General features: G+C 64.0%; 13 protein-coding genes and 1 pseudogene. 4 read left to right on the forward strand and 10 right to left on the reverse strand.

The window, feature by feature from the left end:
- Window positions 1–32: 32 nt before the first annotated feature.
- Window positions 33–1,451 carry a coiled-coil domain-containing protein gene (locus ABID26_RS01005; protein WP_126100984.1) on the reverse strand — a complete coding sequence of 473 codons (1,419 nt, stop codon included), beginning with the start codon at window positions 1,449–1,451 and terminating at the stop codon, window positions 33–35.
- 405 nt (window positions 1,452–1,856) lie between these two features.
- Between ABID26_RS01005 and htpG the strand changes: the two genes are divergently transcribed.
- Complete coding sequence (gene htpG, locus ABID26_RS01010) at window positions 1,857–3,746, forward strand: molecular chaperone HtpG (RefSeq protein ID WP_292303092.1); 1,890 nt, start codon at window positions 1,857–1,859, stop codon at window positions 3,744–3,746.
- A 53-nt stretch (window positions 3,747–3,799) separates the two neighbouring features.
- On the opposite strand, the gene ABID26_RS01015 is transcribed toward htpG, so the two are convergent.
- The 5 genes from ABID26_RS01015 to ABID26_RS01035 form a co-directional block, all read right to left on the reverse strand.
- Complete coding sequence (locus ABID26_RS01015) at window positions 3,800–4,741, reverse strand: IS110 family RNA-guided transposase (RefSeq protein WP_354413332.1); 942 nt, start codon at window positions 4,739–4,741, stop codon at window positions 3,800–3,802.
- Between the two features lie 415 nt (window positions 4,742–5,156).
- A complete protein-coding gene (locus tag ABID26_RS01020; RefSeq protein ID WP_292342086.1) occupies window positions 5,157–6,779 on the reverse strand; it encodes an ABC-F family ATP-binding cassette domain-containing protein in 1,623 nt (540 codons plus the stop codon).
- A gap of 267 nt (window positions 6,780–7,046) precedes the next feature.
- On the reverse strand, window positions 7,047–7,790 hold the full coding sequence (locus tag ABID26_RS01025) for a 2OG-Fe(II) oxygenase (RefSeq protein WP_354413335.1): 744 nt from the start codon (window positions 7,788–7,790) through the stop codon (window positions 7,047–7,049).
- 131 nt (window positions 7,791–7,921) lie between these two features.
- Window positions 7,922–8,449, reverse strand: coding sequence for a carboxymuconolactone decarboxylase family protein (locus ABID26_RS01030; protein WP_354413337.1), 528 nt, complete (start codon window positions 8,447–8,449; stop codon window positions 7,922–7,924).
- A 10-nt stretch (window positions 8,450–8,459) separates the two neighbouring features.
- Entirely contained in the window at window positions 8,460–8,882 is a 423-nt protein-coding gene (locus ABID26_RS01035) for an OsmC family protein (protein ID WP_354413340.1), read from the reverse strand.
- A 231-nt stretch (window positions 8,883–9,113) separates the two neighbouring features.
- On the opposite strand from ABID26_RS01035, the gene ABID26_RS01040 reads away from it, so the two are divergent.
- Entirely contained in the window at window positions 9,114–10,361 is a 1,248-nt protein-coding gene (locus ABID26_RS01040; protein ID WP_354413342.1) for a cytochrome-c peroxidase, read from the forward strand.
- Between the two features lie 136 nt (window positions 10,362–10,497).
- Window positions 10,498–10,692: a hypothetical protein gene (locus ABID26_RS01045; protein ID WP_126100991.1), complete on the forward strand. Its 195-nt coding sequence runs from the start codon at window positions 10,498–10,500 to the stop codon at window positions 10,690–10,692.
- Between the two features lie 90 nt (window positions 10,693–10,782).
- Here ABID26_RS01045 and ABID26_RS01050 read toward each other — a convergent pair whose 3' ends face one another.
- A complete protein-coding gene (locus ABID26_RS01050) occupies window positions 10,783–11,370 on the reverse strand; it encodes a dihydrofolate reductase family protein (protein WP_354413345.1) in 588 nt (195 codons plus the stop codon).
- 116 nt (window positions 11,371–11,486) lie between these two features.
- Between ABID26_RS01050 and ABID26_RS01055 the strand changes: the two genes are divergently transcribed.
- A complete protein-coding gene (locus tag ABID26_RS01055) occupies window positions 11,487–11,903 on the forward strand; it encodes a winged helix-turn-helix transcriptional regulator (RefSeq protein WP_354413348.1) in 417 nt (138 codons plus the stop codon).
- Window positions 11,904–11,954: 51 nt separating this feature from the next.
- On the opposite strand, the gene ABID26_RS01060 is transcribed toward ABID26_RS01055, so the two are convergent.
- From ABID26_RS01060 to ABID26_RS01070, 3 genes and pseudogenes are all read right to left on the reverse strand, one after another.
- Entirely contained in the window at window positions 11,955–12,335 is a 381-nt protein-coding gene (locus ABID26_RS01060) for a cupin domain-containing protein (RefSeq protein WP_126100994.1), read from the reverse strand.
- 8 nt (window positions 12,336–12,343) lie between these two features.
- Window positions 12,344–12,604 carry a 4-hydroxyphenylacetate 3-hydroxylase C-terminal domain-containing protein gene (locus tag ABID26_RS01065; protein ID WP_354414213.1) on the reverse strand — a complete coding sequence of 87 codons (261 nt, stop codon included), beginning with the start codon at window positions 12,602–12,604 and terminating at the stop codon, window positions 12,344–12,346.
- Between the two features lie 64 nt (window positions 12,605–12,668).
- Window positions 12,669–13,415, reverse strand: a pseudogene (locus ABID26_RS01070) (4-hydroxyphenylacetate 3-hydroxylase N-terminal domain-containing protein); the annotation flags it as partial.
- Between the last annotated feature and the right edge of the window lie 5 nt (window positions 13,416–13,420).

Below are 13,420 nucleotides of genomic sequence, written 5' to 3' on the forward strand. Positions count from 1 at the left end.
GCGGAAACCCCTCCACATTCTCCGCCAATTGCCTAGCCTGCGTTGGCGCGCATGTTGCGTCGGCTGTTGCGCCGCGCGGTCGGGCGCGCGGCCTCCGCGATGATCCCGTTGGTCACGGGCGCGACGTCCTTGCGCGATCTCGCATCCGTCACCCTGTGCAGCCGCTCGTAAGGCAGCAGCTCCTGGATGCGGGCATTGAGCGCCACGATCTCGGCGCGCAGGTCCTCGCATTCCTGTTTCTGGATATCGAGCTGGATCTGCTCGGACGCCTGCTGCAGCGAAAGCTGCGAGAGGTTGGTGCTGGCCACCGACAGGTTCTTCTTGTCGACTTCGCTCTCGTTCCTGAGAACGGCAAGCCTTTCCTCCGCGATCTGCCGCTCGGTCACGGCATCGTTCAACTGCGCCTTGAGCCTTGTCGTCTCGGCAAAGGCTTCGGTCTTGTCGTTCGAGGCCTGCTCCAGCCGCGATTGCAGCTCCTGGATCTCGGAGCGCAGGCCACGCAGCTCCGCCTGGCTCCGCGCCAACTCGGCCGCGCCGTCGCTTTCGGCGATGCGGGCCGCCTCGGCTGTTTCGGCAAGCCTGGTCTGCGTCGTCTCCAGCGACTTCTGCAGCCGGGCCTCCTCCTTCTCGTGGCTGCCGAGTTGGGCCAGCAGTTCGGCGATATGCGCGGTTTCGTTGGCGTGGGTCGCCGAGAACTCGTCGAACTTGTGCCGGGCTTCCGCCTCGCGCTTTTGCGCCTGCTCCAGGTCGACCGAGAGGCCGACCTGCTTTTCGCGCAGCAGCTTGTTCTCGGCGGCGCGCCTGTCGGCCTCGACGGTCTTGGCCGTCAGCGTCTTGACGATCTCGCCGAACTCCGCCTCGCGCCTGGCGCTCTCATTGCCCATCTCGACCATCTCGAGCCGCACCGCCGCAAGCGCCTCGCGCAGCGACTCCCGGTCCTGGACAAGGCTCGCCTCGCGCTGTTGCCAGGCCTCTGCCGCTCCGTCGCGCTCGCGCTGCTTCCTGGCGGCATCGAGCAGTTGTTCCGACATGGTCTTGTGTTCGGCGCTCAGAGCCGCGTTCGCGAGCTCCAGCTCATTGGCGCGCAGCGCATCGCGATGCAGAACATTCAGGATATCGCGCGTCATCTGGTGCGCGGTGGCAATCTCGGCCAGCCTCGTCTCGATCTCCTCGAGATGGCCCTGTCCGTCGCGGAAAAGCCCGGCGACGGCTTCCAGAGCGGCCAGCCGCGTCTGGGTGTGTGGCGTCAGTCGCGATGGGGCCGGATCGGGTTGGGCTCCCTGTGGCGGATCCTCGCCGCTTGCCGCCACCTCGGCGGGCGCATCGTCCTCCAGGGACGTCTGTTCGTCAGCCGCAAGACATTCCTCGAACGCCTCCGCCAGATCCGACTGAAGCTCCTGAAATTCCTTGTCTACGTCCTCGGCCCGCTTGATCAGGGATTTGAAATTCATAACGGCACACCTCTTACGCTCACACCCGCCGTATTACTTAACGAATTACTAATTTATCCCTTTACGTGCCGCTCGGGAAGCCTGACCAAAAGAAGGAAGAAATTAAGGTTATCGCGGGTTTCCAGAGGCTTGCGCGACGTTCCGCCAGCGTCACCTCTGCCAAGCGCGGCAAGTGCCTTTTTGACCTCGCGAGCGCCCTCAAACCGATAGCGATTGGATGAGCAAGAAAGCGGCGGCCCTTCGCCTGCCGCAACCAACCCCTTGTTGCCTTCGCGTCTCGTCACGATATTGTCGTGCCGAGGGCGGCCCCAGCCGGGCGCCGCCGGCACAATTGAAAATTATCGAAGGTTGGATGCCTGAACGCGCCTGGCGCGACGGGCGGAGCAGAGACGTGGAAAATTTCAGATGACGGATACGAAGACGACGGAAACAAGGACATTCGAGGCAGACGTCTCGCGGCTGCTGCACATGATGGTGCATTCGGTCTATTCGGACCGGGACGTCTTCCTGCGCGAGTTGATCTCCAACGCCGCGGATGCTTGCGAGAAGCTGCGTTTCGAGGCGATCACCCGCCCCGAATTGCTGGGCGAGGACGCAAAGCCGCGCATCACCATTTCAGCCGATCCCGATAACAAGCAACTCAGCGTCGAGGACAACGGCATCGGCATGGGACGCGACGAGATGGCAGAAGCACTGGGCACCATCGCCCGCTCCGGCACGCGCGCCTTCATCGAACGCGTCGAGGCCGGCAAGGCAACGGAAGATTCGCAGCTCATCGGCCAGTTCGGTGTCGGCTTCTACTCCGCCTTCATGGTGGCCGATCATGTCGACGTCATCAGCCGCCAGGCCGGCAGCGAGGAAGCCTGGCGCTGGTCGTCCGACGGCAAGGGCACCTACGAGATCGCGCCGGTGCCGCTTGCCGCCTCGCCGAAGCGCGGCACGCGCGTCGTGCTGCATCTGATGGAGGACGCGACCTCCTACACCACGCCTTACCGGCTGGAGGGACTGGCAAAGTCGCAGTCTGGCCATGTGCCGGTGCCGATCGCGCTGGTCGAAAAGCCTGGCGCAGAGCCGCGCGACATCGCCGACGGCACGGCGCTGTGGGTGCGGCAAAAGAGCGAGATCAAGCCCGAGGAATACACCGACTTCTACCGCAGCGTCGCCGGCCAGTATGACGAGCCGGCCGCTACGATCCACTTCCGCGCCGAAGGCCGGCAGGAATACAGCGTGCTTGCCTTCGTGCCCGGATCGCGCCCCTTCGATCTCTTCGACCAGGACCGCAAGGGGCGCATGAAGCTCTATGTGCGGCGCGTCTTCATCACCGACGACGCCGATGTCCTGCCGCGGTACCTGCGCTTCGTGCGCGGCCTGGTCGATTCCGCCGACCTGCCGCTCAACGTCTCGCGCGAGATGATCCAGGAGAGCCCGCTGCTAGCCGCGATCCGCAAGGGCGTGACCAACCGCGTGCTCGGCGACCTCGCCAAGTTAGCCGACAACGATGCCGAGGCCTACGCCAGGATCTGGGAGAATTTCGGCGTCGTGCTCAAGGAAGGCCTCTATGAGGATTACGAGCGGCGCGAGCAGCTTTTGAAGCTCGCCCGCTTCCGCTCGACCGCTTCCGGCGAAACCCTGCGCAGCCTTGCCGACTATATCGCGGCGATGAAGGACGGGCAGAAGGCGATCTTCTTCATGGCCGGCGACGACCGCGCCCGGCTCGAAGCCTCGCCGCAGCTCGAAGGATTTCGGGCGCGCGGCATCGAGGTACTGCTCCTGACCGACCCGGTCGACAGTTTCTGGACGACGATGGCGCCGGAATTCGACGGCAAGCCGTTCAAGTCGGTGACGCAGGGCGCGGCCGACCTTTCGGAGATCCCGCTGCTCGACACTGCGGCTAAGCCGGAAACAACGGCGACGCCGGAGATCGACGACTTCCTCGCCTTCGTGAAATCAACGCTCGGAGACGAGGTCTCGGACGTGAAAGCCTCCGACCGCCTGACCGAGAGCGCCGTCTGCCTGGTCGCGCCCGAGCATGGCCCCGACCGCCAGTTCGAGCGTCTGCTCAACGCCGCCGGCCGCCTCGACAAGTCGGCGAAGCCGATCCTGGAGATCAACCCGCGGCACGAGCGCGTCGCGGCGCTGGCGAAGCTCGGCGAGGACGAAAAGGCGTTCAAGGAAGATGCCGCGCATCTGCTTTACGACGAGGCGCGCGTGCTCGACGGCGACAAGCCAGCCGACGCCAGGGCGTTTTCGGCGCGGCTTGCCCGGCTGATCGAGCGCGGGTTGGCGAAGGGGTGATAAGCGCGCTGGCGATAGCCAGTAGAGAGACGCACAGCCCCTTGCCTTCGTCATCAACTCTGAGGAATGGCGGCGTCTCTGAGCCTGGCGTTTAGGGTGACGATGATCTTTCGCATGACGGCGGCGATGGCCACCATTGGCTTTTTGCCGTTGGCGCGGAGGCGTTTGTAGAAGGCTGCGAACTCGCCCCTTCCGGCAGCGGCGTGCAACGCGGGCATGTAGAGCATGCTCCTGATCTCTGGTCGTCCGCCACGGATTTTGCGGTAGCCGTGTTTTTGGCCGCTGTCGTTTGGGTGCGGCGCGAGGCCGGCAAGGGCTGCCGCCTTGCGGCGTGTCATGGAGCCGAGCTCGGGCAGGATGGCGAGCAGCTTGGCCGCCACGATCGGGCCGAGACTGTCCATGGCCGTGCAGATGGCTGCCCGGTGCTTGAGAGTGCTGCTGTTGGCAATCAGCTCGCGGATCGCGGCATCGATGACCTGGATCTCGCGCTCGAGGACTTTAGTCACGACCTTGAAGGATCTGGCGAGGTCGTAATCGCCAGGTGCCTTGGCGCGGTTCTTCTCGGCGCCCCTGAAGGCCATAAGCTCCTGGCGGCGCCGGACCAGGGCGCGCAGGCGGGTCGCATCGGCATCCGGAGCCTGCCAAAGCGACAGTTTTGCCCAGCGCTCACGGCCGTAGGCCCAAAGCATGCGGGCATCGATGGCGTCGCTCTTGCCGTGCGTGCCGAAGGAGCGGATGAAGCTCTTGACCTTGAGCGTGTCGGCGCGGTGGCAGGCGATGCCGGCGCGCAGGCACTCCTCGAGCAGCAGGCTTTCATGACCTCTGGTCGGCTCGCACACGACAAGGTCGATGTGTTTGTAGCTCTTGAGCAAGGCACGGATGGCGCGCCGCTGATTGGCGATGGTGCGGGTGGTGGCGCCGTCACAGACGGTGATGGTGTCCTTGGCGATGTCGAAGCCGAGGCACAATTGCGGTTGTTGATGCAAGAAGGCCATGCTGGTGGTATCCTTCTAAAGGCTTCGGATTGTTTGCGGGCGTGGCTCAGGCCAGCGGCCAATCAACTCTCCAAGCGATGGCGGACAAAGGCGGCAGGGACCATGATGACGTCGGGTGTTGCCCGGTCCTAAGGGCGGTCGCCTGCCGCCGGGACTGCTGGCTGTGATGCGCCGCAGTCCCGGCCGCCAAACTACCCGATCCTTCTCAAACAATCCTAGGGCGGAGCAAGGAGCGAAGCGACGCGCGCAGACCCTAGGATCCATTCCGTGACTTCCAAGCGTTGCAACAGTTGCAGAATTCTGCGCCGCTGCACTCTTCGGCAGAGGTCACGGCATGGATCCTCGGGCCAAGCCCGAGGATGACGACCGGAGGGTGTCGGCCCACAGCAGAGGCCGCCTCACTTCTAAGCCGGCCCTACCCTCTCAGCCCCGGCGCTTCCTGGCCCGTCCTCGCGACATATTCCGTATAGCCGCCGCCATAGGTGTGGATGCCGTCGGGCGTGAGCTCCAGCACGCGGTTCGACAGCGCCGCCAGGAAATGGCGGTCGTGCGAGACGAAGAGCATCGTGCCCTCATATTGCGCGAGCGCCTCGATCAGCATCTGCTTGGTCGCCATGTCGAGGTGGTTGGTCGGCTCGTCGAGCACCAGGAGGTTGGGCGGATCGAACAGCATCAGCGCCATCACCAGCCGCGCCTTCTCACCGCCTGACAGCACGCGGCACTTCTTCTCGATCTCATCGCCGGAGAAGCCGAAGCAGCCGGCAAGGGCCCTCAGCGGCGCCTGGCCGGCCTGCGGGAAATTATCCTCCAGCGTCTGGAAGACGGTGCGCTCGCCCTCCAAGAGTTCCATGGCGTGCTGGGCGAAATAACCCATCTTGACGCTCGGGCCGCGCGCCACGGTCCCCTCGTCCGGCTCTGAGGCGCCGGCGACCAGCTTCAAAAGCGTCGACTTGCCGGCGCCGTTGACGCCCATCACGCACCAGCGCTCGCGGCGGCGGATCTGGAAGTCGAGACCCGAATAGATGGAGCGGCTGCCATAGGACTTGTGGATACCCTTCAGCGTCGCCACGTCCTCGCCGCAGCGCGGCGCCGGCTGGAATTCGAAGGCCACCGTCTGCCGGCGCTTCGGCGGCTCGACGCGGTCGATCTTGTCGAGCTTCTTCACCCGGCTTTGCACCTGGGCTGCATGCGAGGCGCGCGCCTTGAAACGCTCGATGAAGGCGATCTCCTTGGCCAGCATCGCCTGCTGGCGCTCGAACTGCGCCTGCAGCTGCTTGTCGGCCAGCGCCCGCTGCTCCTGGTAGAATTCGTAATTGCCGGAATAGGAAGTGAGCGCGCCGGCGTCGATCTCGATGACCTTGGAGACGATGCGGTTCATGAACTCGCGGTCGTGCGAAGTCATCAGCAGCGCGCCGTCGTAATCCTTCAGGAATTTCTCCAGCCAGATCAGGCTTTCGAGGTCGAGATGGTTGCTCGGCTCGTCGAGCAGCATGACATCCGGCCGCATCAGGAGGATGCGAGCCAGCGCGACGCGCATCTTCCAGCCGCCCGACAGCTTTGCCACATCGCCGTCCATCATCTCCTGGCTGAAGCCGAGGCCGTCCAGCACCTCGCGAGCGCGTCCGTCCAGCGCATAGCCGTCAAGCTCTTCGAAACGGTGCTGCAATTCGCCGTAGCGTTCGATGATTTGATCCATCTCGTCGGCGCGGTCGGGATCGCCCATGGCGTGCTCGAGCTCGCGCATTTCGGCGGCCACCGCGCTCACCGGCCCAGCGCCTTCCATCACTTCCGCCACCGCACTCATTCCGCCCATGTCGCCGACATCCTGGCTGAAATAGCCGATGGTGACGCCGCGATCGACCGAGACTTGACCCTCGTCAGGCTGCTCCTGCCCGATGATCATGCGGAACAGCGTCGTCTTGCCGGCGCCGTTCGGGCCGACAAGCCCGATCTTCTCGCCTTTCAGCAAGGCGGCCGAGGCTTCGATGAAGACGATCTGTCGGCCGTTTTGCTTGCCGATGCTTTCGAGACGGATCATGGGGCGGTCCGGGTAAATGCGCTGAGGTGGCGGGATTTGCCCGGGCGTGTACGCGAAGGAAGCCGCGGAGGGAAGAGCGCAAACGCCGCAGATGAGGTGATCTCCCCCCTTGAGGGGGAGATGTCCGGCATCAGGACAGAGGGGGTCGTCTCACATAGAGTGCCGACCTCCTCTTTCGTCGCGGAAGGCGTCGGCGCTTCACGCGAGGCGACCCCCTCTGTCGCCTTTGGCGACATCTCCCCCTCGAGGGGGGAGATCAGCTGCGCCCTACTTCGCGTCGTGGAAAATGATGCCCACCGTATGCCGCCGCCCTGAGCGCAGGCGGCTGACGCCGTGGCGCAGGTTGACGCGATAATAACCGCGCGAACCCTCGACCGGGCGGTTGTGGACTGCGAAGATCACCGCGTCGCCTTTTCTCAGCGGCACCACTTCGGCGCGGCTCTGCATGCGCGGGCGCTGTTCCGTGAGCACGAATTCGCCGCCGGTAAAATCCTCGCCGGGTCCGGATAGCAGGATCGCCACCTGCAGCGGAAAGGCGAGCGCGCCGTAGAGGTCCTGATGCAGGCAGTTGAAGTCGCCGGGGCCGTATTGCAAGAGCAGCGGCGTCGGCTTGGTCTGGCCCTCGTCGTGGCAGCGCTTGAGGAAAGCGGCATGGTCGGCAGGATAGCGCTGCGCCACGCCCATCTTCTCGTTCCAGTCGTTGGCGACGCTCGCGAGATGCGGATAGAGCGCGGTGCGCAGGCCCTCGATCAGGTCCGGCAGCGGATAGCGGAAATAGCGGTACTCGCCCTTGCCGAAGCCATGGCGGGCCATCACCACATGGCTGCGGAAATGCTCCTCGCGCGGATAGAGCGCGGCGATCCCGGCGCATTCCTCGGGCGACAGCAGGCCCGGCATGACGGCTGAGCCATGGGCGCTGAGCTCGGAGACAAGAGCGCGCCAGTCTTGCGCTACGACGCGGGCTTCGGCGGAGCGGCTTGCGCGCTTGGTGTTGAGGGAGTGGATGGTCATGGTTTGGCTCCATCGCTTGCTTGTTCAGAAAATGGGGCGCATGTGGGAACGGAGCCACCCGATTCCTGCGGAGGTGGAGAACTGGATCGCCGGAATGTCGGCGGGACAGAGGGGGGCGAAGGATCGCGACCTCAGCCTTTTCTGCGATACCTCTCCAGCTCCGGATCAAACTCCACCTTCACCGCACTGGTGAACACACACGTCGCGACCATGATGCCGGCGAAGGCGGTGAGGTTGACGAGCAGCGTCTGATCATAGCGCGCCTTGAGCGCTGTCCAAGTCTCGTCCGGAACGGCATTGGCGCCAGCCCCGACGGCCTTGCCGAAGCCGATCAGCAGCGCCTCGTCGGCTGTGGGCACGATCGTTTCGGGATCGAGGCCGGAATCGATCAGCGCCCGGCGGAAGAAGGTGACCGGTATTTCGGCGCGCATTGTCTCGGAGATCGCCTTCGAGAACAGCCAGATTGCGCGGTCGTCGAGCGTGGGTTTGAGAAGATCACGCAAAGTGAACCATTCGGCGTAGATGCGGTGCGCCGCCGGCGAATTGAGCAGGATGCGCTTCATGTTGGTCATACGGCCGCGCAAGGCGAGTTCCCGGTCATGCTCGGCGCGGATTTCAGCCGAAGCCGTCGCGTAGTCGATCGGGGAGAGATGCGCCATGGGATGTCCCTCACCCCAGCGTCGCGTGAAGTGCTGGCGCGCAGCGCAGCGTGTTGGAGACGGTGCAGATATTTTCGGCATCTCCGACGATGCGCTGCCTGGTGGCCGCGTCGAGATCGCCGGCGATCTCCAGCCTGATGTTGAATTTTTCGACCCGCGAGGGCTCGTCATTCGCCTTTTCGCCGCTGACCTCCGCCCTCACCTCGCCAAGCCGGTCGGCGACGCCGAGGCGGGTTGCCGCGATGCGGGCACTGAGCGCCATGCAGGCGGCCAAAGAGGCATAGAGCAGGTCGAGCGGGTTGAAGCCCGGCGCGCTCACCGAAGTCACGACGTCGACCGTGCCGCCGGTCGGCGTCGTCACCGCCGGCAGGCCTCCTGGCGGCAGGACGGCCAAAGCGCCGGTCGCACGCGTTCTGATCCTTAGCTCGCTCATCGAATGTCCTTCGTCCGATCTGATGGCCATAGATAGCGGACGGGAATTCATCTCGGCAATCGCCGAGGGCGCTGCCGTTCATCGCCAGCGCAGGCTCCCGCTTTCCTCTTGTGATGGCAAAAGTCCGCGAAGCGTTCGGACAAGCCGTGTTCCAGCTTGGCAATTTGGTTCTGCCAGTCAACAATCCGTGGCAATGCGCGCCTGCGCCAACGGCAAACGGGATTCAGCGTCATGACACGATGGAAATCCGCCGCGGTCGCGACGCTTGCCTCCACCATCACCTTGTGGCCGGCCGACAGTCTGCCGGCGGGCAGTACCCGCCCCGGTCCGATGTCACGCGCGGAAGCCTTCGCGCGCGCCGAGGCACTGACGGCGCTCGGGCGAAAAATGTTTTTCGATCCGTCGCTGTCCGCGTCCGGCAAGCAGGCCTGCTCGTCCTGCCATGATCCCAACCACGCTTTCGGCCCGGCATCGGCCGCGCCGGTCGAGATGGGCGGGCCGAGCCTCGACCAGCCGGGCCAGCGCGCCGTGCCGTCACTGCGCTACCTGCAGGCGGCGCCGGCCTTCACCGAGCATTTCTATGATTCCGAGGACGAGGGCGACGAGAGCGTCGACAACGGCCCGACCGGCGGACTGACCTGGGACGGACGCGCCGACCACGGCAGGGACCAGGCGAGGATCCCGCTGCTCTCGCCCTTCGAGATGGGCAACAAGGATGAAGGGGCCGTAGTCGCCGCTTTGCGCAACGCGCCCTATGCCGATGCCTTCAAGGCGGCCTTCGGCGCGGACGTGTTCGAGCATCCGTCCGAGGCCTTCGACGCGGCGGTGGAAGCGCTCGGCACCTTCGAGCAGAGCAGCGCCGATTTCTATCCCTATTCCAGCCGCTACGACGCCTTCCTCGCCGGCAAGGCGACCTTGAGCGCGCAGGAGCTGCACGGCCGCGCGCTGTTCGAAGACGAGAACAAGGGCAATTGCGCAAGCTGCCATTTGAGCGAACCGGCGAACGACGGCGAGCCGCCGCAGTTCACCGATTTCGGATTGATCGCCATTGCCGTGCCGCGCAACCCGGCGATCCCGGCAAATGCCGATCCCAACTATTTCGATCTCGGGCTCTGTGGGCCGCTGCGCATAGATTTCAAGGGCCGGGCTGAATATTGCGGCCTGTTCAAGACGCCGACGCTGCGCAACGTGGCGCTGCGCAAGAGCTTCTTCCACAACGGCTATTTCCACACGCTGCGCGAGGCGGTCGCCTTCTACGCCAGCCGCGACAGCGACCCAGGCCGCTGGTATCCGAAAAATGCCGACGGCACCGTCAACAAATTCGACGACCTGCCAAAAGCTTACCGGGGAAACCTCAACACCGACCCGCCCTTCAACGGCAAGAGACCCGGCGACCGGCCGGCGCTGACCGACGCTGAGATCGACGACATCGTCGCCTTCCTCGGCACGCTGACCGACGCCGACCAGGCGGGGCAGTGACGGCGCTGCGTTGCCCAAGCGCATGGTGCGGATTTGCCGTCCGGTACCGAATCGGACAAAAGCGTATGTGGGCTAGATCATAGGAGCGCCATGAAACGCCTTCTATATTAGAGGCTCTTCATGGATGGAGTCTCGGATGAGATTCGTCGCGTTACGGGATCCGACCGACAGTTGGACGGTGTTTGATACGGCCAATGAGGGGCCCGCCGAATTTGGCGGCCGCGTACTTATTGGCCTGACGTCGCATGACGCCCTGCGGCTCGCGGCCGCGGCCAATGATGAAGCGGGATGCCGGAAAATCAATGTGCTGGCGTCTCGTCAAGGCCAGTAAGGTGGATCCCGGACAGTTCCCCTTTCCTCCCGGAAAAGCGCAAGCGAACAAGCGGTTGAGACGGCGCGCTGCCAGATTGATTCAGATCACTCATCCAGCCGGCGCATAGCGGTTCACCACCATGCCGCAGGCATAGGCTTTCGAGCCGATGAGCTTCAGCCTTGCGAAGCCGCCCTGGTCGAAGATGCGGCGGCCGCTGCCCAGCACCGCCGGGTTGATGAAGAGCTGGAACTCGTCGACCAGACCGGCCGAGACCAGCGCCGCGGCAAAGCCGGCGCCGCCGAACACGGCGATGTTGCCGCCCTCGCCCGCCTTCAACGCGTTCACCTCGCGCGGCAGGTCGCCGCTCACGACCCGCGTGCGCTCCCAGCGCGAAGCCTGGAGCTTGTCGCTCGCCACCACCTTCTCAGCTTCGACGATGCGCTGGGCAAAGGCATAGAAAGGGTCCTTCGGATATTTCTTCGCCGCATTGCCCCAATGGGTCAGATAGCCCTCCTCAGCCATCTTGCGGCTCAAGAGGATGGTGCCGATGGTCGTGAAGACGGCGTTGAAGTCCTGTTTAAGCTCCTCGTCCCAGGCGCTGTCGCCGCCCCATTCCCAGAGCTGCCAGCGACGGTCCTCATCGGCGCCGACGAAGCCGTCGACCGACATCTGCATCTGCAGGATCAGCTTTTTCATCGCGCGGTCCTCCTCAAGCGATTTGTCGAGCACAATCGATTTACTTTCGGAACCGTTTGACGTATAAGGAGAATGGTGTCAATAGTAAAGTGATTTAAAAATGGAACCATAAATCCATGTCGACCAGGGAAAGATCCGGCTGCCCGATCAGCCTCTCGCTCGAGCTCATCGGTGACCGCTGGACGCTGCTCATCATCCGCGACATGGTCTTCGCCGGGAAAAGGCATTTTCGCGAGTTCCTGCAGTCGGACGAAGGCATCTCGTCGCGCACACTGGCCGAACGGCTGCAGACGCTACAGGACGAAGGCATCCTCACCCGCAGCGAAGATCCATCTCACGGGCTGAAGGCGATCTACCGGCTGACTGAGGCCGGCATCGACCTTCTGCCGGTGCTTGCGACGCAGGGCGCCTGGGGGAGCAAATATCGTAGGGCGGACGGTGATCTCGCCCGGATCGCCAGGGAGCTCGCGGCCGGGGGCGAGCCGGCACTGGCGCGGATGAAAGAGAAACTGCGCGCGGAGCATCTGGCCTGAGGAGCTTTCAGCGGCGCTACCTCACGCACCCTGCAAAAACGACAATCGGCATCACGTCTCGTAGTAGTGAAGCTCCAGCAAAAGGCATCCCGTCTGCGATCGAAAGGGGCCATGATAGACACCTGGTGGACGGCAGGCATAGGTGTTGGGAGCAAAACTCTGCGCCGGCTCTTTGGGTGACGCCGCGCCGACGATGAGATCGCCGGAAAGCAGATAAACCTCTTCCCAGTATTCGTGCACAAACGGCACCGAGGTGAAGGCGCCAGGCAGGAACCGGAGCAGCCGCGTCCGGCTGCCCGTCTTGCCTGCTTCATCGAGGTAGCCGGCGAGAATCTTCTGTTCGATGCCGGGCGGATAGCCGGGCGGCCTATGCCAATCCTCGCCCGCCATTTCGACAGCGTGGAATTCCTTGTGTTCCTTGTGGATAGGCACGGCGAACCTCAAGCAGCATCCAAGGCGCCGCGACCGGCTCCATCATCCAGGGAGTAGCTGTCCAGCATGTGGTCGACGAGCTGCGTGCAGCGGTCCCAGTCGAAGGTGCGGAAGCTGTGCCCCTTGGTGACGAAGCTGGCGCCAGCATAGAACATTTCGTACTGGGTGTGGCGCGAGGCGAATTCCGAGCCGACCGCATCCCAGGCCAGCTTGAAGAACTTTACCCGCCCCTCTGACGAGGTGACCGGCGACCGCTGCGTCTTTTCGATTAGCCACGCGGTCCCAGGGAACTTTCACATCGTCGAAGTAAAGCACCGCGTCGTTCTCGTCGAAGCGGCTGGCGAGCGGATTGTCGAAGACGTTGACAGCGCTTTCCTCATAGGACTTTCGTGACAGGATCTCCAGCCCGCCGGCATTCATCGGCACCGCGAAGGAGACCGCATAGGGTTCGTCGCCTTCACGCAATGGCTGGATGCATGTGATCAACACCTCGTTCGCCATGATGCCGCCCGTCGCCAGCATCTTGGCGCCGCGGATGGTCAGGCCGCCTGCATCCTGGTCGACGACGCCCGCAGTGAGGAAGCGATCCTGCTGTTCGCTCGCCGGCTTCGAACGATCCGCCTGCGGATTGAGGATGGCATAAGTGAGGTAGAGTTCATTGTCCCTGGCGAAGCGGTAATATTCGGAAAGCGCGCCGGCGCGGACCTTGTCGTAGGCTTCGAAAACTTCGATGCCCATGAACATGCCGCAAATGCAGGAAGCAACGTGGTCGGGGGCGCGGCCGAGAAAGCCGTAGTGAAGCTCCGTCCAGGCTTCCAGCGCCCTACGCCGCTCGACAAGCTCAGCATGGCTGCGCGGCAGCTGCCAGATGCGATTGGCACGGCCGCCGCCCTCGGGAACCTCGAATGTCATCAGTTCCCGGTTGTCGGGCCGTGCCTGGAAATCGTAAAGGGAGCCCACCGACCGGATGGTCCGGCGGAAGGCTGGATGGACGGTGACGTCGCCGACCGCCTGCCCGTTGACGTAGACCTGCCTGCCGTCCCTTAGCATCTCGATATGCTGCGCGCCGGTCTTGATCATCTTGC

Origin of the sequence: Mesorhizobium shonense (genome assembly GCF_040545255.1) — a bacterium.
GTDB lineage: Bacteria > Pseudomonadota > Alphaproteobacteria > Rhizobiales > Rhizobiaceae > Mesorhizobium > Mesorhizobium shonense.